Origin of the sequence: Pontibacillus marinus BH030004 = DSM 16465, assembly GCF_000425225.1 — a bacterium.
Lineage (GTDB): Bacteria > Bacillota > Bacilli > Bacillales > BH030062 > Pontibacillus > Pontibacillus marinus.
The window spans coordinates 13,191-37,366 of record NZ_AULJ01000008.1; the positions used below are offsets into that span (position 1 = coordinate 13,191).

Below are 24,176 nucleotides of genomic sequence, written 5' to 3' on the forward strand. Positions count from 1 at the left end.
GAAAGGTGAATACATTGACTCCCTATAGAGAAAAAATGGAAGAAGCCAAAACCATTATCGAGAATAATAATAAACAAATGGCTAAAAAATTACTAAATAAGCCGTTTAGATTTTTTCATCCAAATTCAACTTATTTAACGCTAGCTTGTAAAAATGGCAACACAGGTGACATTCGTTACTTACTTGAAAATGGTGCTGATCCGAACAAAGAAGGGATTGGCAAAAGAACCCCCCTTAACATGGTGTGCGGGGATGTTGAATTATTAGAAGCTACTGAATTGTTAGTGGAGTATGGAGCTGATGTGAATGAAGTCGGTAGTGGCGGTTCTCCACTAGGTAGAGCGTTGCGATCTTCTTATCAGATTTGTGAAAAACTTCTGGAATTGGGGGCAACTCCTAATGCGTCGCTGATGAATGTCGTAGGAAGAGAATATTCAGTTGAATATCTGAAATTATTCTTATCTAATGGAGCAGAACTGCCTCCAACTATATTAAAAGAGGCTTTAAGAGGAAAGAATTATCTCACCCTTAGATACTTAATTTCTAATGGGTTCCACAAGACAGTAGAAAATACTGAATACCAAGAATGGTATATTCGACCTTATAATGAGGAAGATAAAGGTTTATTAGAACTTATACTTGCAAACATACATGGTATAAATCTTGAGAAACTGATGATGTTAGCTCTGGATGAGGAAACAGTTAAGATTCTTATAAAGGCAGGCGCTGATATTAATAGTCGGGATACTGAAGGGAATACGAAGCTTTACAAAGAAATGGAAAAAATACCGTCAAAGACAAAATTTAGTTTTATTGTATTCCTGATCAAACAGGGTGCTGATCCTAATTTAAAAAACCATGACAATAAGTGCCCAATTGATCTTATGTTCTCTAAAATACAGCCTTGGAGACCCTTGCTAAAGAATGAGAAGTGGTGCTTTAGGTTGTTATATGAAACTACTGACTATGAAAATATCAAGAGAAAGATCACGAGATATTTAAAGAAAGTGACTGCCCCATCGGATATAGAATTTTTTATTGAAGAAATAAATGCTGATCCAAATATATTTATGAATCCTCTCCTGAAATCGAATGATCATGATTTGTTAGGTAAAGCTCTTAAGACCAACAAAGTTAGGATAGAAAGCGAATATGTTTCTGCTGCTCTTGAAAATGAAAATTTACATATGGTGAACCACTTTATGAACTATGGATATAAATTATCCGACAACGAAATAAAGAGAGCATTACAGATCGCTCTGGAGAAGAAGTTGTATGAGTATCTAAAGATATTTTTAGAAGCTTTAAATGATGATGAACGATTGTATTCTTGTGTAGTCTATTGCTACCAACAAGCACTGAAATTAGATGACTATCAAGCTATTCGACATATGATTGGTATAGGGTATTCATTACCATCAGATTTCGATTTGGCATTAGAGATCTTTGAAAAAGCCCTATATCAAAACGATGATCGAGGAATAAACCATGTTCTAGATTGCTATGGTAAGGATGTATTGAATGTTGATATAGATAACGATACTGTGCTTACGTTTCTCTATAAAAACGGTAACTATAAAATGATGGAGAAGTTTTTGGTGAGAGGTGCCGATCCGAATCAGTTAAACTCATTACAAGAAACACCTATTCATCTTTGTGTTATGGATAATAACAGTAGAATATTCCAATCATTAGTGAGTTTTGGTGCTGATTTAAGGAAATTATATAAGAAGAAAGAATCTCCAATTGGTTTAGCTTTACAACACAGTCATTATGAAATGTTTAGATTGCTACTAGAAAACGGAATAAGTCTAAACTCAAAGGTTCTATCGACTCGTCATAGGGATAGCTTATTGGCTAAGTCAATTCTTGAAGGGAAAAAAAGCTTTGCACAGTATCTGCTGCAAGAAGGGGCAGATGTAAATCAAAAGAATGACTTTAATGAAACCCCTTTACATACCGCATATAAAGTTAGTAATAAACCTATGATTGAACTTTTAATAAATATGGGTGCGAACCAAGATATAAGAAATGATTACGGTCAATTACCGAAGTACGTTAATAGGATTTACAGATAGTTGGAATAGGGACAAAGGCGTCTAATTCCCGATATATTCATCTTTTTTTACATCTTTTCCATTTAAATTACTACAGAACGTCAAGGAACTTATTACATAGTGCCTATATATTTAGCAATAAATTAAGAAGCCCTACAGAAGAATTGTTGAAGAGTGTAGGACTTCTTTTTATTGCTAGTTAAATAGATCTGTTGTAAAAATAGCTAAAAATTATTTTTCTGGAACCTTCGTATATTTGCTATATCCTTAAGGTTTAATAGTAAAGTCAATCTTAACTCCGTTCGTGATCTCATTGCTATTTACACCTTTTATTTTATGTGAAATAACCAACGTATAGTCTTTTCCAGAGTTAAACCCTCCCTCTACAGGAGAGACTTTAACTTGTTTTTTTGAATGGCTGAATACATTTTCTGGGGGGATCTTTTCACCTTTTCCATCCATATAAAAGATGTATTGCTGGTTGATATACTTTTTTTGAATAGGATTATTAAATGTTATTGTCCATTGTTTATTTTTAGAGATATCAGATTTAGCTGGAAAAGCTTTATACTCTTGTTCATGGCTTTCCTCTTTTGTAAACTTCAAAGAACCTGCTTGATTAACTTTAGTTGGGACCTGTGGTTCTATAAATGTACCATTGATTGCATGTGCCATTGTATTCATTCCCCAACCATATATTTCTCCATCTGCCGTTAAGGCTAAGGTGTGTTTGCCCTCTGCACCGACTTCTGAAGCGGAAGTCCATGTTTGGTCTTGACCGATTTGAATAGGAACATAAGACATCTTTGAAAAGTAAGTTCCATCAGAAACATTTCCTAATCTCCCTTTTCCCCAAGCCCAGAGTGAACCATCCTCTTTTGTAGCAAATACACTTGATTGACCAGTAGATACAGTTTCCCAGTCTGATTCGTTTCCAACTTGAACAGGGGACTTATAGAGTTTCTTAAACTCTGCTTTACCATTACCTATATGTCCACTTCGATTATCTCCCCAGGCCCAAAGTGTTCCATCCTCTTTTATGGCTAAAGCCATGCTTATGTCAACGGAAACGTCCTTCCAATTCTGCCCCGTACCAACTTGAGTTGGCCTTGTTCGTCGATTTAAATCTCCTAGCCCTAATTGTCCTGATCGGTTATGCCCCCAAGCCCAGAGCGTTCCATCTTTTTTAATTGCAAGGGTTTGGGCGAAACCGGGTGCAACATACTCCCAATCATTCCCTTCAACCTTCACTGGAGTGCTTCGGTTAGTTAGCGTTCCATCGCCCAACTGCCCAGCTGAATTCATCCCCCACATCCATAGGCTTCCATCCTTTTTAATGGCAGCTACATGCCATGATTTTGAATAGACACGGTCCCAATCATTGCTTGTACCAATTTGTTTAAGGGTAGCTCGGTCGTTAAAGCTTCCGTCACCCAGTTGGCCAACATCATTCATACCTAAGGTCCACAAGGTGCCATCTTCTTTAATGAGGGCTACAGAATAAGCTCCTGCTGCAACGTCTTTCCAATCTCTCACATTACCAACACTATCTATGTACATTCGATTCTTTTTCGTACCATCTCCAAATACACCATTATAATTGGATCCCCAGGCTGTTACGGTCCCATCTTCTCTTAGGGCCATGGAAAAAAACCGACCTGCGACAGCCTTTATAACCTTAGAAGTATTCTTTTTATCAGGGACAAATTCCTTCGTTATCCCGTCTTCTATTTTTTTAATAAAGATGGTGTTGGATTGCTTGTTCCAGTCTACAGTTAAGTTGAATGCATTTGAAACAAATTTGAGAGGTACATATTTAACATTCTGTTTCATTCTAGCAGGTGTTTGAAGTTTCACGACGTTACCATCTATGAATCCTACATAACTGTCCATGATGACCCATAACATTTGATTATCTTTTGTTGCTTTGATTTTCTTGTTCCCATCAACCCACTCAACTTTAGCGTTAAAAGCTTCAAAAATGTCATGTGAAGGAACGAGAATTGATTCGTTTTCTACAATAATAGGGGAACTGAGGTTTATGTTGTCCCCATTAAATATAATTGTCATGCCTTTAGCATTAACCTTTTCATCCACTGTAATGCCTAAGAAGGGTATAAGGCACAGGATGAATGATAATTTCTTCATATGTATTATTTCCTCCATTCTTTTATTATAAGACTATTGTATCATAAGGTTAAAATGGAAGTTAGATTAATAGGGATAGGTCCATCATCCCTGTGGCCAGTTAAGCGTTTAAATGTAGACCCAAGTGTGCTTACTGCTCTCTATTATAATGTTTTTTATATACAAAAAACATGCTGCTATTTTATATGAATTAAATGACAAATAAGCGGTATTTACTATGTAAACATATAAGGTGAGAACCTAAGAGGTTTGCTGTAAGTAGTAAGATCGACCTAACCGTTCCTATGATACACAACCTCTGTCTTCATTCTAATGGATAACTTAACAAGAAGAGGAAAATCGACAATAATAAAAGCAAATATAGTTTGGGGTGTTTTGTTTGGCAATAGAAAATGTTACTTATTCTTTAGATCAAATAGAAAGTAAAGAGGTAAGAACAAGATTAACTGAGGAAGTAAGGAGAACAAAAGAGTTTTTGGGCAACACTTGGTAGTTCCTCAGCAAATTTGAAGGGAGGGATCAATGTCAAAACATGGTTCACCCGTTGTGGTGGTTGCGGAGGTTTTATGGTAGAGAACTCGATGTAACATCGTAATGGTGTAGTAGATGCTTTATGTTATGAATGCTTTGAAGAATCTAGAGAGATAGCAGATAGAAAAAGGAAGAAAGGGGGATCATACTCAAGCACAAAATTTAACAGCTCAATGGGCAATTGATCAATATTTTAAAAGAAAAAGGGGAGGAAATGGAGTTTCATTAGATGAAATATACATAACAAAACCCAAAGAAGTAGAAAAACCATCAATAACCCTATGTCAAATGGGGGATTATTGGTAATTTCATTATTTGGGATACTGCTTATTACAATTATATAATATTTTTGATTAATATGAACAAACAAAAGAACCGTCCCTATGATCTGGTGAATACTAGATAGCCGCTAGCTGTTGCTTGGCGGCTATTTTGGACTGATCGCAGCCTATTTGGAATAATGACAAATGGTTAAAACTTTTAATAGTATATGATGAAATTTAATATAGAGGATAAATATGAAAAAAATCAAAGCAGCTATAGTGCTTGCTACACCAGCTGGGGAATAAGTTGTTTCTATATAATTAGAAACTAAGAGTACAGAGTACAATAATTAAATAGATCCATAAAGGTCCATGAACCTCTTTTCATATGTGTTTATATAGCTCTCTAATCTTTCTTGATTAATTTTTATGTAATTAAATTCATGTTTAGATGCTACATTCAATTTATTGGTATTATTAATTAACTCAAACATTCTGTAAAAATTAAATATATTTTTAACTGGAATTATGTTGATCTTTATTAATTCGTATTTCAAATTATTGAATTCATTTACACGTAAGTCGTTAGGCAATATAATATCAGTTTGTTGATAATCTGCTATAAAGGTGTCATAGTCTAATTCTAAATAAGGCTTCAAGTTTTTAATTTTATCATTATTCATTTTTAATTCCTCTATCAGGAAGCTTTTAATCATTTCTGATGTTCTTTTTTTTATTTCTAAATCTTCTTTTTCACGTAATTTATTCTGATGTTTTATTTCGACATGTGATCCCCAATAAGAAGCTAGGCCGCCAATAATTGCTCCTGAAAGTCCTGAAATTGCTGTTATCCATACTTCTGATTCAATAACCATTTTTACTACGCTCCTAATGCGGTTTTTTAAGTGCCTGTCTGACTATAAAACTGCAAACTTCCTATACGTTGATCTGCATCAGGGTGGTTTGATGATAATGTTGCCCACAACCCCTTAGAAGACTTATTGAATTCTAGTTCATTCATTTGATCAAGTACTTGTATTAGCAACATTCCATAACCACACTTGTAAGCGAATTGATCAGCCTCATATTCATTTTTCTTTATAGTTTTTAGCACAAGAAGCGTTCCAAGCTTAGTCCATATAAACACCATAAAAGTTAACAATAAGTCAATGAAGATTGTAATAATTCTTGAACCTATATCTTCATTAAGATAACTGAAAAACATTCCTACTACCATAAATATTAGTTTATAAATTGTAAAAGCTAATGAAACTAACATGTTTCCTACTGTTACAACAAGGATTAAATCAGTATCTTTATTTGATAAATGTCCAAATTCATGTGCTAATGTTGCCTTTATTTCATTATCCGTAAAATCTAAAAATCCTTTAGAAAGACAAATAGTTTTTCTGCCTGTAGCGAATGCATTTGGATTTTCATCCTTACTAATAAACAAACTTACATTGTCAGAAATAGTAGGGTCTAATTCTTTTGCTTTAGTATAAACTTCATTAAATAATGGATCTAAACGCTCAATATGCTCTTTCCTCCGAATTGGTTTACAATCATGCTGCAACCTTAATAGAGACTCTCCTATTGGAGATAATGCAAGAATTAAAGAGATTACATAAAAAATAACACCTGTTAAGATATCTTGGAATATCAATATAATTAGAGTGGCATTAAGAATAAGGTAGATAAGAACTCCGATTTTGCTTATTTTAAATAAATTTCGTATGAAATCTGTTATGTACATATTAACTCCCTCTTGCTTCGCATTTAAATTTTAATTAAGATGGTAGTCTTTTGAAATTATACCATATAGTGATTTAACTATGTCACCATGATTTTCTAGCTAGGAGAGAACATGGGGACGGTTCGTCTGTTTGAAAAAGAAAAAGAGAGTCAGCAATCACGATTTCAGGCCAAGAAATGGGACCAAAACCAACTTAAATGGCAACAAGACATGGGACTTAATGACTGACCTGATCTAGTTACTCTCAGTAATGATTCAGTAATGAAATGAGCCTTACAATAAATTTAATGGAGGGATTTATATGAAGATTAATAAAAGAATGGTCACACAAGTATTCATTGTAACTACTTTTCTAGTCTGCATTTTGGGAACATCAGTACATGCTGAATCAGAACTAAAGGAATTAGAGTCATTTAAGATATCTAACCCTATGAAAGTATGGACAATTGATTTTAATAAAGTTATGAAAAGTAAAACCTTTAATGAAAAGAACGTACAAGTGACAGATGAGGAAGGTAGGGTGATCAGCACAGAATTACGTTATAACAAAGGAGAGAAGAGTGGTATTATAAAGCCTCCTTCTAATGGATATCAACTTGGAGAAGTGTACAAGCTTACGGTTTATAGTGGAGTAAAAGCTCAAGGTGGTTCCAATTTAAGTCAAGGTATTACTTTTAAATTTAAGTTAGTAGAGTCTGAGATTGAATCAGCTTATGATATTGGTGAAATTGAAGGCTTATATGAAATGTTTCAAGACATAGCAGATCCTATGAAGGATGAGGATAATAATAATATAGAATCCACCTTTAAAGCTGAATTAGCAGAAGACCATGAAGATGCCTCAATTATGGAGTATATAACAAGAAGACCTATTAATGATAACCCGTGGATCGATGAAGAGTACCAAGTTCTTGCTAGCCGTTTTGAAGCAGGTATTGTTATAGATTTTAACCATGACTTTCGTGAGTCTATAAAGATGCAAGGGATTAAAGATGCAATGTATAGAGATAATTTAAATAGATCAGCAATTACCGACGAAATGAAGAGAAAACTTGAAAAAGATAAAGTTGTTGATCAAGTGGCGAGAGGAGTGTTTCGTGGTTTAGGGATTGAAACGTCAGTTGAAGACATTAAGAGGAAAGTGCTGCGAGTAGATGGATCTGATATTCATAAAAATATCAATGGTCATAAAGTTGTTTTAAAAGGAATGGGAGCTTATAGGGAATCTCTGAAAATTCTTATTTATACAAAGATGAAAAAAATAAATATAGATCCAACCAATAATAAAGATTGGTACAAGTTATTCGTGGATATAGCACAAGAAGAAAATGTATCCCATAGTATGAATAATGACTTAGGTTATGCAAGTGTGGTGAAGCAAGAAAAAACTGCAGTATATGGTAAAAGGAGAACCATGTTTGGTTTTTATCTTACTTCTTTTTCTTATAACGATGGGATAACCATTACTATGAGGGAATTTAATAATGTCTTAAGAGATGATGAATGGAATGAAAAGGGATATAGAGTAATTGATTCCTTCCTAACAAAATTAGATGTGGGTCTAACAGTGGATGAGCTCATCAAAACGTTAAACGAAAAGTGGGGTCAGGAGTTTACGGTGAGTTTTAATGGGAAAGAGTTATTATTTAAACAAAAGACTAGAAATATTGTGAAAGTCTTTATTAAAAAGTAAAAAACAGGTATCAAGTATTCAATTATATTTGTTCGCATTAGTATCTTCCTAATTTCTCAAATTACCCCTTTAGATATGATAAGCATGGGATAAATAAGTGAAAATCCGAACTACTTTCTATAGTTCGGATTTTTTTATTGAAATAATTATCCTAGCCCTATTCCTTTTGAAAAGTGATTAAAAAGCAGTAATGATTTGGTAATGCCCTTCTCTGTAAACTGAATGGTAATCGTAAAGGAGGTATAGCGAATGGAGGCAACATGTAGGGAATGCCAAAGTAAGTTAGTTTTTTCAGAAACTGCGTGTGTTCCATGTAGAAGTCATGGACTTCACATATCTACGAAGGAGGGATGGGTTCATAGTAAATCCTTTTCTTGGAGGGCAAGTGTATTTGCAATTATATTATTAAGTATCTTTTTGTCCCCTGTTCTCACCTTTATTGGTATTTTAAGTTATATATTTTATAGCTCCAATACAGCTAGAGCTTTTTTAGGTGGGTTACTCATTCCAGTGGCATTAATGTATTTTGTTCCTTCACCTGTATTCATTTTTATAACCCTAGCACTAGGTGGAATCTTTTTGTTAATGGCTTATTTTATTTCTAGTTTTGATACGAATAAGAAAGTGTTAAAAGCGAACGCCCTTAACAATCTCGTCTTACGTTATAAGTTTAAGGAACTTGGACTTGAGCGTAACAATCCTCAACATTTTTTAAAGGTGATTATGCTTGGGGATCGACGTCTTGCTCAAGAATACATACAACATTTTAAAGATGATCCTGAAAACTTATCTTATGAAGAGGATGGATGGGATGCATTAAAGCTTGCGATCTATTATGGACATAACGAAATATTAAATGACCTTCTCCGTTTTCGGAACGTTGAATCTCTTGTTAAAGAGGGGAAATGGGGAGAACAATCTTTATTACGAAAAGCATATGAACTTAATCATTTATCCATTGTAGAAACACTTAAGAATTATGGGGCAGTGTTAACTGTGGAAGAGCAAAAAGAAGTAATTAGTGAAAGACAACATGATTTAGAAGGGTTGCAGAAGTTATTTCAAACTATGAATCCTGCCCGAGAAGTTCTCAATGACCGTTTTCAAAAATCTATTAAGAATAATGGCGATCTTTCCATAATTAATCTGTTCTTAAAGAATGGGAGTGATCCATTTCTTGAGGATGATGAAGGTTATAATGCTTTTGATCATGCCTTTTCAAAAAACAATTACGATCAAATAGAAATATTCTTAGATACTATAGACATTACTGAGAACTATGCTTTTCTTCATAATTTCCTTCTCCAGGCAGTCAGTGAAGAGAAGGATAGTTTAGTTATTCTACTTAATAAAAAAGGGATATCTCTAACACACTCATATGAGAATGAACCATCTGCTTTAGAATATGCGATAGTAAACTCCCGATTTGTAGCTCTTGAAAAGATCGCGAATGAGGTAGGCGAGCCCCGAAAAACAAAAGCTTATTCATTAAGAATGTGGGATTCTATTGAGGTACCTGGCAATGTAGATCTCCAAACGTTTTGCTTGGAGTTAATTAAAGATAATGTACAAAAATGGAAGAATGTGATCCAATCTGTCTGGAGTTCTAACACGCTTCCTGATATAGCTGCAGAAGGAATGTTGGTACGAGCGCACGCTTCTTATGATTATATGCAAGAAATTGATCATTGGGTAGAAGATTCCTTATATGGTTCGCCAACCTATTCAAAAGATGAGATGTTAGCGCATTTTAAAAAACATTATCAAGATCAAAAGGAAATTGAGTACGTCAACAGCTCGGTAAAGGTAAACTGTAGTCATTGTCAAGATGGAAAAATAACTTGTTTAACTTGTGATGGAAGGAAGAGGGTTGACTGTAAAGAATGTGATAGAGGCTTAACCATATGTGATACCTGTGATGGTTGTGGGGAATATGAAGTAGAATGTGATGTTTGTAATAGTGAAGGTACCTACAAATGCCCGTCCTGTTCATTTGAGCAAGAAGTAGACTGTACAATTAAGGATTGTATATATTGTGAAGGAATAGATACCCATAAATGTGAACATTGTGTTTCTGGAGAGTTATTATTTGAAAGAGAGATGATAATTCCTAGTAAATCCAGGTCTGGTTATTTTAAAAAAGTATGGGAAAGGTACGATCCTGAACAAAAAAAGCTTGTTGTTATCGGTACAACTGAAGACCATTTGAAATGTGAGGGGTGTGAGGGCCATGGCGCATTCTATTGCGAAGAGTGTGACCGAGAAGGGCATATTACGATAGAGTGCCGAAACTGCCGTGATGGTTACGTACGTTGTGCTAATGCAGAATGTCATAATGGGATCCAAATTTGTGATGATTGTAATGGAGGTGGATATCATTTTTGTGAGGAATGTAATGCAACAGGGGAACAGTTTGAAGATCATTTTGTAAAGGTTACATCTAAAGTATATGAAGGACTTGAATCTAAGAAAATTTATGACGAGCTTAATTATGTATCTGATCGACTCATAAATCAAATAGAAAATACTTCTATTCCAGCAGACCAGTATAGGTATCAAGCTGAATCCGCTGAGGAAAACCTCGATCATATATTGTCTGATAAAAGCTTAGCCTTATGGGTTAAAAAGTTTGTTCAACGTCAAAACCGACCTTCCTATATGTTAAAAGAACACGTAAACCTTGAACCTCTTCATTATCAGGTATTTCAGGTAGAACAAGAAAAGCTTTTGTTGTTTATCAATACAACATTTTTCTCTGAAATTAATTCATCAGACTTATTAGCAGATGAGGTATTAACATGAAAGATAAACAAGTGACAAAAAGAAGTCGTCAAAGAAAATATGGGAATATTAAGAAGACCGCACCATACTACTACAGGAAGAAATCGCACCCAACACCTGCTCCCCATAGAAAAAAGGTTGGAGAAGTTGGTTCTGAGACAGAAGAATCAAGATCCTCTGGGGGAGCTTTAAAGGTGATAGCCGGATTATTTTTCTTATCTATGATCATTGTGTCGATTTTATTGGGGGCACTTTTCCCAAACCTTGACCCAAGTGGGAATATGGGTTTGTTCTTTACTTTAGTCTTTATAGTATTTGGGAGCTTCATGTTTATAGTCTATAAGATCGGACGTTCATAACAAACGTCTACACCATGGGAGGATGAAAAATGAAAAAGTTATTATTAGCTTTCTTTCTATTAAGTTTCAGTTTGTTTTTTATCAACAATCCAATACATGCTGATAATTGGAAAGATAGAAAGAATTATAAAAATAAAATTCAAGGAAAAGGCATGTTGCAGGCCGATGTAGAATATGGTGTGCCTATAGATAAAGAATGGACAATTACGTTTAAGGAACCTATGGATAAAGAGTCGATAAAGAATTCCGTTTTATTACTAGACGAAAATAACGCCGGAATGGAGAGAGACATTGAATTTGTAGATGGGACCAAGGTCATCAAATTAATTCCACAAGAACCTTTAAAACCTTATAAACAATATATGGTGATTGTTACGGCTAAGGCTAAAACGGAGCAAGGAGATTTTATAAAAAATAACTACTTGCAGCCTTTTGAAACAGCCCTTGAAAAACCAAAATCTAGTGATCAGAATGTAGTCCACGGTATAGAAGAATTTAAAGAGGTGATGAATTCACAAAAACCAGACCGTACCTTACCTCACCCGAATAGTGGAAGTTGGCAAACGTTTCTGAGTGATGATTACCTAAGCTACAGAGTTGTACATGAAAAAGAAGGGGAGATAGTTGGAGGTTATTCGAAAACCGAAGGAGATACTTTCCATGAAGCATCTGTAGGAGATGTTTATGAAGCGATAGGTACAAAAAATTTAGGTATTTGTACTAATAGCTATTGCTACAAATGGGATAAGGAATATACCTATTATTACTTTTATAAGCGGATACCGAATAAATTTCAAATAACTGCTATTCAATGGATAAAGCGTGATGTGGATAGTTCGCCTGATTTTCATAAGGAAAATCTTAATGAAATTGCACAAGGACAAAAAACTATTCTCTATGATTTATTAAATGTGGATCGAGTCAAGCTTGGGCTAGAACCATTTGAAAGAAATAGTGAAGTGTCTGAGTTAGCCGATACACATGCTGAAAAGAAACTAAATGGAAAACTTTTTATAACGAATACACAAAAGATGTTGCAAACTGTTGATAAAAAAATAACTTCAGGTGATTTACTTTATAATGTGTCTGCTGAAAATGTCTTTCAAGGTTACCAAGGAATGATTAGCGATGTTTTTCAAGATGGATTCTTGACAAATATTGAACATACAGGAGTTGGTGTAGGGGTTCGATTTGATCGTGATAAGCAAAAGTTTGGATATGTTATGATAAACTATGGTTACTGATAGGTCCATAGTCTATCTGAATTTCTACATCGTTTTGTTACGTTACTAATATTTAAAAGAACCGCATCCATCTGAGGATGCGGTTCTTTTAGTCTGACATGCTTTGGGTTAGGTCGTAATGATAAGACAAACATTTTCGTTTACGTAAAGGGAGAGGAGATATTTATTTCCTTTTATTTTAGTTCAATATTCAGTTCTGCTAAAACTAACTGTGCTGAGTGTCTTTTAACTAATAATTGAAGCGTTCTATCCTCTAAATCCCATGTCATATACCTATCTGTTTCTTTCGGATTGTCAGTATTAAATTCTTCATTTATATGGTTTATATAGTTTTTCTTTATATCATTCACTGTGCCTTCATGAAAACCACTAACTGTGTAACTGTAGAGATTGTCACCATGGTAGAAGTTTGACAACCCAAGACCGTATTTACCACTATATCCAAAAAGCTGATCTAAATTATAAGTGATTTGGTAATCACCATCACCTTGATGATTAATGCGTTTAGGTTTTACTTTAAGTAAATCAGTGACACTCTGCTTTGTATAATCTTTGTTGAATTCTGTTAAAAAACTCAAATCCTTTACACTTTTAGCATTAGGGTGGTAACCGTCAACAACATTAAACCTCATTACGATGGGGGTGATTGTTTTACCGCTTGTTGATTTGATATTACGTATATATAGAAAATGAGGTTTTGATTCATATTTAGAATTAGGACGAATAAGTAATGTTCGTTTATTTTGTACTTCTGTATTGAGGTCAATAAAACTCCCTTCATAATCTTTTACATATACGTTGTTTGTATTTACAGTAGAGAAATCTATGTCTTGACTAAAAGTTACATTCCACTCCTTATCCACAGGTATATTGTACTTTGTGTCCAGTTCCTTGGCTTTGGAATGGACTTTATAAGGAAATGTTTTGGAAAATCCCTTATAAGTAACGTTAAATTTACCTTCTCCAGAATCTAAAACTTTTAAGGTATTACGAGTTGCGTCTAGGTGTTTGTTTTTAATTCCAATAGGAAGATTGAACACCTTTTCTGTTTTTCCACTTTCATATTCAACCATAAAATAATATTTGAGTTCATCTTTAATATCTAAATGTTTGAGTGGTATATCAAGAGTTGTTCCTGATATATTACGCATTATCCGAATATTATCAATCTCAGGTTTTTTTATGATTTCCTCTGAATCAAAGGATTGGATTAATTCTCCCATATTTATGTTCTCCCAAAAAACAGTAGGTCTGTTCTTTTCATCTTTAACGATATAAGAAAATTTATATACAGTGTCCTGGTAAATGGGATTACGATCCATATCATAGCTGAGAGTAATGTCATCGATGGAACCAAATAACTGGAATACATTCTTTATGGAACTATGTGTTTCTGATAAATTTATACTCTGACCATATACATGTTCCGAATCATTTATAGGGCGATTTGCTTTGAAGTATATTTCGTTCTTTTCAGGGTCGCCTCCAATGAATTCTAAATTTATTGGTTCGCTTTTTCCTTCCAGAGTAGGATGTTTTGCTTTCATTCCTGTGAGATCTTCAAAGTATTTTACTAATCCAGGTACATGTTGAGGATAAGGAATAAACGTATTCTCTTGATATTCTTTATTAATTAAAGCCTTTTCACTTCCATACAACTGAACATAGTCTTCTGCTGCTATCTCATTTAATCTCCACATGTGATCCACTTTTGTGTTTGTTGTCACATTTTTATGGCTACGGTATTTAGCGTAACTGAGATTTCTCAAGTTATCGGTTAAGTATTCATCGTTTTTTTTATCTAAATAATAATAAGTAACATGGTGACCGTATTCATGTGCTATTAAACCAGCAAGGTATTTGTCGGCTTGAGCAATATCATCTGAATCAAAGCGTCTCATATTCAACAATTCAATCCAGTTACCGTTTGTGAGTTTGCGATCTTTATAAACGGGATGATAGTAACCATCCAACGTATCCACTCTATCATTCAACACGATAAAATCGAGGAATTTGATTTCTTCACTATACGAATTCTGTAATAGTTCTTGAAAGATCCCTTTTAGTTTATCTTTATCATCCCAATTTTCACTATAGCTGTATATCTGTATTGTATGGTTATAATCAGGAACATTTCCTTCATATTGCGCATAAAGCTCACACTCATTTTCACCACACAATGCTTCAGGATCGATATCCTTTACATTAGCCATTACTTCAACCTCAGGAATTAATGATACTGTGATCACCAATATTGCAAAAATAAAACAGGTTCTTATTAGATTTTTTCTCAAAACTTTTCCTCCTTTTTAATATCCTATAATTATTCATAGTATAAAAAGAAACGTTACCAAAGCATTACTGGGAAGAATAGGGGGTAGGTCCATAGACTCTTAAGCTTTATTTAATTTCTTGAGTGATTGGTAGAAAAACTTTTAAGATTAACCATCGGAGATACCTGTTTTCTTTCGAAAGTAAGAATATCTCAAATAATTGATGTTAGTCCTTTTTGCTTACTATCTATAGATTTTTTGTTCTCTACCTCATAAAATGGAATTAAAAGTTATTTATGTGCGTCGTAATATGCGTAGGAGGGGAGAATGTGAGTTTTTACACCAAAGATAACGAAGAAGCGGTTTATTATAAGTACATACAAGGTGAACAAGAGGATGGAGAAACGCTTTTACTACTACATGGCATTGGTCTTGAACTAACGATGTGGGAGAAACTTATCCCTTATTTACACGATTACAATATTTTAATGCTAGACATTCGAGGGCATGGTCGTACACAAGGAAGTATGACGCCTGTTCAGTGGAGTTTATTTATTGATGATATTGTGATGTTAGTCGAACATCTAGGAATAAAAGTTGATCATATTGTGGGTCATGGACTCGGGGCGTTTCTTGCCTACGAAATCATACATAAAGAAATATTACCTTCAAAGAGTCTTACCATTGTTTCCACCCCCTTTTATTATCCAATTGAACCAGGGAAAAAAGGAGTTCAATATAGGAGGGATCATTCAGATAATTTAGCTGATCTTATGATTCACTTTTTATTAGCTAAAAAAACTGAAGAACATGAAGCGTACATTCGAGATGCTTTTGGAAAAGTTAATTTGCAAGAGTATTTTGAAGTATTAGAGTTCCTATACAAAAATACTTCAATTGAGAAGTTGAAAAATATTGAAGTACCAGTTTTCATGCTTTCAGGTGAGCATGACCTGAATTATCCACCACAATTGTTAACTTATAACGCTCATTTCATTAAAAATGTACGAACCTTGATTGTGCCTGCAGCATCCAATTTAATTCCCATGGAACAGCCAGTTATCATGGCAAAATGGTTAATAGATTTCTACGAGAATCTAAAAAACGATCATTCAGTCGTCACAATTCCTTACTTAGCAGAACTAGGCCACCACTTACATCCCCAACCTAAGAATGAATCCATTCCAGGAGAGGTGCGTATTTTAAATGGGTTTGAGTTCTATTATAAGGGCCATCAATTACAAGGCAATTGGTCGAAGCGTAAGATGAAAGAAATTTTAACGTTTTTATCCATTCATCAAAAAGTGTCTAGAGACCAAATCTGCGATCATATTTGGCCAGAATCCCTCTTGAAGAATGCGAAAAACTCCTTGCGAGTCAGTCTCAATCATATAAAACAACTGCTTAAAGAGAATAATGCAGAAAATATGCTATCAATTGATCATCAAACTGTTTCTTTCGAAGTGCCGGTAATTTGTGATGCTGTCACGAAATGGGAGCAGTTAAAGCTCATTACTGATGAAGATGATAATGATGTATTAAGAGACAAGTTATTCAAGTTCTTAGATGATTACCCTACTAAACCATTCCCTCATATTTTTGAGGACTGGATTTTGGAATATCAATATGAAATTGAAGAACGAATTAAACAAGCCTTAGTTGATATTTATCAAAAGAACCTCGATTCAGAGAATAAAGCCCAACTTAAAGCAACTGAACAGTATATGGAGCGATTTGGTATGTACGATGAAGTGATGGAACTAGTCTATTAATCGATCGAACATAGGGACGGTTCGTCTGTTTGTGAAAAAGATACAAACGCAAGAACCGTCCCTATGATAAGGCGATAAAAAATGGATTTATAATAATATTACGAATCATTACTTATTAAATTGATTGGACTGATTTATTTGATTGAGAATTTTAGTGAAGTTTCAAGTGTACTTTTTGGTGTTTCTAGTGGATTGTTAACTATTGTGGGTTTGATAGCAGTGTACATAACATTAAATAGTCAGCAGAGTGTGGAAAAAGCAAGAGAGATATTATGGAATTTGCAATCATTAAACTTTTCAATTAAAAAAAATTTCAGTGAAGAGAATACTGACTCATTACAAGAAATAAGATGGTGGTTTCGACACTATGAAAATCTAGTAAGTAAGAGTAAACCTACCGATGTTGTAACATATTTAGCAATAATAACAATTTGTTTTGTTGCATTCTCATGGACTACTTTTACACTTATGGTTGATCTAAGTTCTCCATTAAATGTTTTTATGGTGGGATCTATTCTTGTTTTATTATCATTTAGTTATATGCTCTTTAAACTAAATGATAATAAAAATTTGGGTAAGTTACCTAGCTACCATGAATTAATGTCAATGAATCACAAAGACAAAACAGAAATGGACATGCTACAAATCTTGAAGAAAACAACAATTTGTGAAGTATCCTTTGAAGATGATAGTAGTATTAAGTTATTCTTTCATTTTCCTTTTAATAAAATGGAGTTTAAGTATGAGGTAACAGTGTTCGACACTGAAGAAGGAATACTCGGTGGAGAGGCGATTGCTTCTAGTCATTTCACGCTTGAGGAATTAGATACAGTTTATTCTCCTTCCGAATTGATGGGGATGGACCTGGATTACTTATTAGTAAGAGTGGATTTTTGGCATGACTCAAAAGAACAGGATATTTATGGACGAGAGTTTAAGTTTCCTCTATTTGAGTATAAGGAAGAAGATGATTTTCAGACAGTGTGAGGAAATGGGGACGGTTCTCCTGTTAGCCGTAGGGGGGAGTTTCATCTTCCTTTTATAAACGTAAGAACCGTCCTCCCTATATATAAAGTTATGGTGTGAATTCCATCTTAACCCCCTCAGATAACGCAATACCGTCTTTACTCTGTACTTCGCTAGTTATCACCAAGATATGAGTCTTGTCCATCCATCCCATTACAAATGGCTTAAACTTGACTGTGGTTTGCCCATCTGTTGTGTATTCAAGCTGCCCATTACTTTCAGGATGTCTAATTCCATTTTTATCGATGACATAGAAATTATCCCTATTAATTGTACTTTCTTTTAACTTAGTAGAAAAGGTTATGGACCACACTTTATCTTTACCCACATTAATCTTTGTAGGAAGACTTTTATACTCTTTTATAGTGTCTAACATTTTTTCTCTTTCTAGTTCTTCTTGTTCTCTTTTTTCTTTTTCAGCTTCATATTTACTTTCATATTCTACATTACTACTGTGTTTTATTACTTCAAAATTACCTATATTATACCATATGTGTTCCTCACCATACACAACACCTAAGACTTTCACAGTTGTCCCTTTTTGAATCGTTCTTGATTTAGGGAAATCTTTAGAATTAAAATAGACATTTGTTTCAGCCTTTACAGTAAGCTTCCCAACTGAATCTACTTCGGCATTAGTTACTGGTGAACATACAAGAAAAATGAAGAGTATCAAACATATGGATATAATCTTCTTTAACATAAAATCTCCTCCTGCTAATTTTCTATATCCTCTCTATTAGTTATTTTATACCATATAGTAATTTAATACTATAAAGGGATAGGCCCATCGTCTCTTTGGAGTATCGAAATATTAGGGAGATTATTCATACAGAATTTTTTGAAGGATAGGTTTCTGGATTCAGATTAAATACATATATGGGATTGGTGGTGTGAAGGGGTAATGCTATTCTTTTCCTTTGTTTCAATAGTGGAGGTATTAGTTGGGGAGTCTCTTCTTATGTATTTAATAATTTATTTCCTATAACATTTTATAAAGAGATAAATGGAACTGGAAACACTAAAAGTTCTGAACTACTAGATGATAATGTTGGATTAAACCCACACCCGAGAGTTTATTTATTTCCGATTTATCAATGTTTTATGAGACAGAAGACGATCCTTACATGCCTGTTTTAAGAGGCATGCAGTATATCCGGTTTACATCTGGTACGAACCTTCCTAAGGATATAGAGTTAAACAAATGGTATAAACGAGTCGTTGATGTGAAATTTTCTAAAAAAAAGACAAGGTGGAGATCCTGTGAGCTGGGATACTGCTAAGTCGGTTTTAGATGGAGTGATTCCTATTACTTCATATGAAGAACTGAAATAAACACGGGAATAGAACCGTCCCTATGTATGTATCTGTATGTCATATAAGCTTATATACTTATTAAATCATTTAGAGAAATCACATTTTTTGGGTTTTTTGATTCATTTAATTGTTGTAAACTAGTAAATGAATACTATATTTTGAGGGGTGACACCATGTCTAATGTTGAAAGATTCAAAGAATTATTAAGGCAAAAAGAAATTTATATGAACGAAGGAACAAATGAAGACGGTAGTGTGTTTTTTCGTACTGAACAAAAATTAAAAAATGGTGGTTCAATCGGTTTAGTTGTAGCATTCTCAGTCGAAGAGCATATGGTTGATGTTTATGGTTTTGATATTGCTGAAATAACAGATCCATTAAAAAAGGAGTCAATACATAAATTACTAAATGAAATTAATATAGATTATAGATTTAATAAATTTTATATGGATAATCAGGGGAGAATAAGTAGCAGTGCTGCTTTAATATTTGAAGACAATTTCAATCCTAATGTAGTTTTCAGATTAATGGTTATGGCGCTAAATACTGCTGATGAGGTTTATCCGAAGTTTATGAAAGTGATGTGGTCATAAAGAAGACAACCTTTTATGAGGTTGTCTTTTCTAAACCCATAAACATATCACTATGTTTAAATGATTATTAACAGCTAAAGGATGAAAGGCATACCAGCTGTTATATAATATAACAATTTTAAAGACAGAACCCATTATCCTAAAAGGAGAGAATTAAGTGAAAAAAGATAATAGTCTTACTGACATAACAATTGATTTTGAAGGACAAAAACTAAAATTCCCAAATATGAAACTGTCCGAGGGTGCAGTGCTTTTTTATTTAGAATCTCAACCTCATTTGGAAAATCCGTATGAATTGATGATTTTTGAAGATTATATGGAAGCTAAAAATTTAGTGGCATGGCTTGAGGTAAGTAAAAGAACATTATCTGAAATAGATAATCATATAAAAGACAACTGTCCATCATTTAAGGGATGTTCTCACTTTAATCATTCCAACCTTCCAAAAACGAAAACAGTTGATTTTGTGAACGATAGAAATGAAGTCGACTTTTCTGCTCAAATTATCAACTTTGAAAACATCTTTTCAGCATAAGGAAACATGGGAAGGAAACATGGGGACGGTTCGTCTGTTTGTGTCGTCCCTTTATATTGTTTTTTAACCGAGATGTTCATAAGGTCATTTTCTGCAAACTAATCCTCATATTTTTGTACAATCTCAAAAACTCTTTTCATAAATGCTCCTCTTAATTGTTTTCTGCAAGCAATCTCATTTTAGGTTAAAGATCATTATTGTGAATAATCCTAATGACAATCATCAGAACTGCACTACCCTTTACACGTTTATTATTAATGAACGCCAATGAATTCACCGAACACTGCCAATCTATATACCAGTCCCTTTGATAAAACGATCGCATACTTATTATTTATAAAAATAGATATTTCTGTTAAAATAAATAGTAAATATTACCTATAACCTATGGAAATAGTTAATACATTTTAACTGATAACCATAGGCTTGGGTTGATGGGAATAAATTCTATAATAAGAGGTTACGATGAAATGAATAGAGGAGAAAAAATAGTGGTTAGTCCATATGTTTCTATTGTTATCCCCACATATAATCGGTTGCTATACTTGACGGAATTAATGGAATGTTTAAGTAGACAAACCTTTCAAAGCTTTGAAATTATTATTGTGAATGATTGTGGAGAAAAGGTGGATATTGTAAAAGAGTTATACCCTCAGTTGTTGATAACGATTATCGAAATGGACACGAATGTAAAGCATGTTCATGCTCGAAATGTAGGCGTAGCTCATGCAAATGGTGATTATATCATGTTAATCGATGATGATGATTTAATTGTTTCTACACACCTTAAAACCATGCTCGAGGTTATATCTGAATATGATTTGATCTATTCTGATGTAGAGATTGTTAATTATGAATGGATTCATCAAGTACGTGTGCCTAAAGCACGTTTTTTATTTGCTTATGAGTTAGACTTAAAAGGTATGCGCACATTCTCGACCTTTATTCCTTCTGGATGTTTATATCGAAAAGAAATTCACGATCAAATCGGTGGGTTTGATGCCGACATGCATCATTACTGGGATTGGGATTTCTTTTTACGTGTGTCAGAAAAGTTCCGAGTCAATCGCGTTCCTGTGGCAGGCGTCCTTTATGACTTCTCTGATAGTCATGGTAATCAATCCAAGAATGTAGATTCGATGCAAGGATATTTAAAGAAGTTATCAGAGAAACATAATCTAGGCGAGCTCCCAACCAAGAATTTTTTTACGTTGTTAGATGAACCAGGGGTAAAGAAGAGGAAAGCAGGAACCAAACAAGTATGGGATGGAACTCCTTTTAGAACACGAGCGACTAATCGGACGCACCTTTGAAAAAGGGGGAGAGTTCTATTGTTTGTGAAGTGTTGGAGGATGCAGGGACGTTTCTTGTATTGGTTGATATTGTCACTGAGAATTTCTTGAACAAGATGATAACAAGGGTGATAACAAGGGGACGGTTCGTCTGTTTGCAAAAAATACAAACGCGAGAACCGTCCCTTTGATACACCTGTTCAAAATAGGATGAAGTTGATCCTTATTACTTGTAGTGCCTGTCCCCTGCCGCCGAGATGATGCTTTAATGTGGTGGGGGTCAGGCACTTTTTATTCACTTTAGTGCTGAAAAGTAGTTGGGGTGATCGTCAGTTTTTTATGAATTTTCTGAAAAATATTGACTAGTAGAAAACAAGGGTGTTAAACTTTTCATTAACATCATGTTAATATTGTTAACTCATCGTTAACAAAAAGGGGCGGCCGTTATTTGACAATACCCTGATTGTTAATGAGTTGTTAACACCAACAAAAGTTTATAATGAAACGTGTTAAAGGGTGTAGAGATTATGAGTCAATCGAAGAGTGGGATACAGGCAGTGGAAGTGGCTTTCAAAATTTTAAAAGCATTTTCACGGAGTAAATCAGAACTCACATTAAATGAAATTTCGAAGGAAACAGGCTATCACAAGAGTCAGTTGTATCGTTATCTGAACAGTCTGGTGAATATCGGCGCATTGATCAAACATGAAGAATCCACCTATCCACTATGGAGTCTTGGACCTGAACTGATTGAACTTGGGGAAGCGGCTTTTGCATCATTGGATGTTGCTAATGAAGCGAAGCCACATCTCATCAAACTGAAAGATAAATTAAATGAGACAGTCGCTCTTTGTATTTGGAGAGAGAATGGTCCATTTTTCGTGCGATGGGAGAAGAGCAACAATTTAATCAATATTGGTTTAGATACAGGTTCCTATGTACCGCTTTATAGTGCTACGGGAATGATTTTCCGAGCATTTATGCCCGAGACGATTACAGACCCAATCTTAGAAAATGAACTAGAAGAAAGTGCTGTTGACCCAACTTTATTAAAGGGAGAAATTGAGCAAGTAAAGGAGAAGAAATTATCAACCAGTAACAGTCGATTGATAAAAGGAATCTCTGCAATCAGTACACCCATATTTTATCCATCTGGTTCATTGGCTGCAGCCATTAGTGTTGTAGGTTTTGAAGGAAACTTAGATGTCAGTGAGGATGGAGAAGCTGTTCAATCCTTAATTGAAACAGCGAATGACATATCAAAGAAATTAGGCTTCATGAAATAGAAAGGTGTGAATACAGATGACAAAACCAATTGTAGTATCTGGGGCGGGTCCAGTAGGATTAACGGCTGCTACCATTTTATCTTCAAAGGGCATTCCAGTTATTGTATTAGAAAAAGAAAATCAACCAAGTAAAGAGTGGAGAGCTTCAACATTCCACGCAGGAACATTAGAATTGTTGGAAGAGGTAGGGATTGCTCAAAGCCTTGTTCCAAAAGGAATTATTGCAGACAAAGTGCAATACCGGGATCGTCAAACTGGCTTGTATGCTGAATTTGACTTCAACTTAATTAAAGATGAGACAAACTATCCTTATAGACTTCAATGTCCACAATCCACATATGTAAAGATGCTTAAAGAGGAATTCTTAGATCCGGCAGACAATGTTGAATTGCTTTTTAATAGTGAGTTAACCTCACTAGAGCAAGATAAAGATTCCGTAACCATTAAAGTACAAACCCCAGAAGGTGAACGTGTAATTGAAACACCGTATCTCTTAGCTGCGGATGGTGCGCGTTCCACAACAAGAAAACTACTAGACTATGACTTTACTGGCTATACGCTAGAGGAGAAATTTTTATTAGTAGGAACCCCTGCAAACTTCCATGACTATATACCAGACATCGCTTATGTAAATTACGTATCGGACCCAGAACAATTTTTATTTCTATTGAAAGTGCCAGGAGCATGGAGATTGTTATTCCCAGTTCCATCTAACATGACGGATGAAGAGGCAACATCTGAAGAAAATGTACAAAAACAACTTCAAAAAGCCCTGAAAACTGATGATCAGTTCGAAGTCATTGAACAGATGATTTACCGTGTTCACCAAAGAGTGGCAGAGAAATTTTACAAAGGTCGTGTTGTATTAATGGGAGATGCGGCCCACGTAAACAGTCCAATGGGTGGATTAGGACTAAATAGTGGAGTTCATGATGCGGTGGATATAACGCGTCGAATTGAACGCATTATAAATGAAGACAATGAATCTACCATCCAGGAAGAGTTAGAAACGTATTCAGATGTAAGAAGAAAAGTTGCTTTAGAGTATGTAAAGCTAATCAGCGAGAAAAACACCCGACTAATGAAAGAGAAAGAACCAGAATTGAGAGTGCAAATGCAAAAAGACATGCATGAAGAGGCGACAAATGAAGACTTAGCTCGTAAGTGGATTTTACGATCATCATTAATTTCTAGTGTTCGTGAGCAAGGGATAGGGAAACCTCCTGCATTTTATATTAAATAGATTTATG

Annotated in this window: 17 protein-coding genes; 12 read left to right on the forward strand and 5 right to left on the reverse strand. The window is 34.4% G+C overall.

Annotation, left to right across the window (positions count from 1 at the left end):
• Nucleotides 1–5: 5 nt before the first annotated feature.
• Entirely contained in the window at nt 6–2,078 is a 2,073-nt protein-coding gene (locus tag H514_RS0101325; RefSeq protein ID WP_154657291.1) for an ankyrin repeat domain-containing protein, read from the forward strand.
• Between the two features lie 246 nt (nt 2,079–2,324).
• Here the strand turns inward: H514_RS0101325 and H514_RS23815 are convergent, their stop codons facing one another.
• From H514_RS23815 to H514_RS0101340, 3 genes are all read right to left on the reverse strand, one after another.
• Nucleotides 2,325–4,205 carry an RCC1 domain-containing protein gene (locus H514_RS23815; protein WP_051254967.1) on the reverse strand — a complete coding sequence of 627 codons (1,881 nt, stop codon included), beginning with the start codon at nt 4,203–4,205 and terminating at the stop codon, nt 2,325–2,327.
• A 1,144-nt stretch (nt 4,206–5,349) separates the two neighbouring features.
• On the reverse strand, nt 5,350–5,874 hold the full coding sequence (locus H514_RS0101335) for a hypothetical protein (protein WP_027445328.1): 525 nt from the start codon (nt 5,872–5,874) through the stop codon (nt 5,350–5,352).
• A gap of 26 nt (nt 5,875–5,900) precedes the next feature.
• Nucleotides 5,901–6,755, reverse strand: coding sequence for a zinc metalloprotease HtpX (locus tag H514_RS0101340; RefSeq protein ID WP_027445329.1), 855 nt, complete (start codon nt 6,753–6,755; stop codon nt 5,901–5,903).
• A gap of 301 nt (nt 6,756–7,056) precedes the next feature.
• Here H514_RS0101340 and H514_RS0101350 point away from each other — a divergent pair, with 301 nt between their 5' ends.
• The 4 genes from H514_RS0101350 (at nt 7,057) to H514_RS0101365 (ending at nt 12,832) form a co-directional block, all read left to right on the forward strand.
• Entirely contained in the window at nt 7,057–8,448 is a 1,392-nt protein-coding gene (locus H514_RS0101350; RefSeq protein ID WP_027445330.1) for a hypothetical protein, read from the forward strand.
• A 510-nt stretch (nt 8,449–8,958) separates the two neighbouring features.
• Nucleotides 8,959–11,250, forward strand: coding sequence for a hypothetical protein (locus tag H514_RS0101355; protein WP_154657292.1), 2,292 nt, complete (start codon nt 8,959–8,961; stop codon nt 11,248–11,250).
• Complete coding sequence (locus tag H514_RS0101360) at nt 11,247–11,588, forward strand: hypothetical protein (protein ID WP_027445332.1); 342 nt, start codon at nt 11,247–11,249, stop codon at nt 11,586–11,588. Before H514_RS0101355 ends, H514_RS0101360 begins: the two co-directional genes overlap by 4 nt.
• Before the next feature lie 29 nt (nt 11,589–11,617).
• Nucleotides 11,618–12,832: an Ig-like domain-containing protein gene (locus H514_RS0101365; RefSeq protein WP_027445333.1), complete on the forward strand. Its 1,215-nt coding sequence runs from the start codon at nt 11,618–11,620 to the stop codon at nt 12,830–12,832.
• A 173-nt stretch (nt 12,833–13,005) separates the two neighbouring features.
• Here the strand turns inward: H514_RS0101365 and H514_RS0101370 are convergent, their stop codons facing one another.
• Nucleotides 13,006–15,126, reverse strand: a complete 2,121-nt coding sequence (locus H514_RS0101370) for a hypothetical protein (protein WP_027445334.1) — start codon at nt 15,124–15,126, stop codon at nt 13,006–13,008.
• A gap of 308 nt (nt 15,127–15,434) precedes the next feature.
• Between H514_RS0101370 and H514_RS0101375 the strand changes: the two genes are divergently transcribed.
• Nucleotides 15,435–16,877: an alpha/beta hydrolase gene (locus H514_RS0101375; RefSeq protein ID WP_027445335.1), complete on the forward strand. Its 1,443-nt coding sequence runs from the start codon at nt 15,435–15,437 to the stop codon at nt 16,875–16,877.
• 138 nt (nt 16,878–17,015) lie between these two features.
• Nucleotides 17,016–17,864, forward strand: coding sequence for a hypothetical protein (locus H514_RS0101380; RefSeq protein WP_027445336.1), 849 nt, complete (start codon nt 17,016–17,018; stop codon nt 17,862–17,864).
• A gap of 88 nt (nt 17,865–17,952) precedes the next feature.
• Here the strand turns inward: H514_RS0101380 and H514_RS0101385 are convergent, their stop codons facing one another.
• A complete protein-coding gene (locus H514_RS0101385) occupies nt 17,953–18,606 on the reverse strand; it encodes a hypothetical protein (protein ID WP_027445337.1) in 654 nt (217 codons plus the stop codon).
• A 787-nt stretch (nt 18,607–19,393) separates the two neighbouring features.
• Between H514_RS0101385 and H514_RS22205 the strand changes: the two genes are divergently transcribed.
• From H514_RS22205 to H514_RS22210, 5 genes are all read left to right on the forward strand, one after another.
• Entirely contained in the window at nt 19,394–19,813 is a 420-nt protein-coding gene (locus H514_RS22205; RefSeq protein ID WP_051254968.1) for a YbjN domain-containing protein, read from the forward strand.
• 157 nt (nt 19,814–19,970) lie between these two features.
• Complete coding sequence (locus H514_RS0101395) at nt 19,971–20,348, forward strand: hypothetical protein (RefSeq protein WP_027445338.1); 378 nt, start codon at nt 19,971–19,973, stop codon at nt 20,346–20,348.
• A gap of 470 nt (nt 20,349–20,818) precedes the next feature.
• Entirely contained in the window at nt 20,819–21,661 is an 843-nt protein-coding gene (locus H514_RS0101400) for a glycosyltransferase family 2 protein (protein ID WP_027445339.1), read from the forward strand.
• A 506-nt stretch (nt 21,662–22,167) separates the two neighbouring features.
• Nucleotides 22,168–22,926 (forward strand): IclR family transcriptional regulator, encoded by a 759-nt coding sequence (locus H514_RS0101405; RefSeq protein ID WP_027445340.1) that lies wholly within the window; start codon nt 22,168–22,170, stop codon nt 22,924–22,926.
• Nucleotides 22,927–22,942: 16 nt separating this feature from the next.
• Nucleotides 22,943–24,169: an FAD-dependent oxidoreductase gene (locus tag H514_RS22210; protein WP_051254969.1), complete on the forward strand. Its 1,227-nt coding sequence runs from the start codon at nt 22,943–22,945 to the stop codon at nt 24,167–24,169.
• Nucleotides 24,170–24,176: the final 7 nt, after the last annotated feature.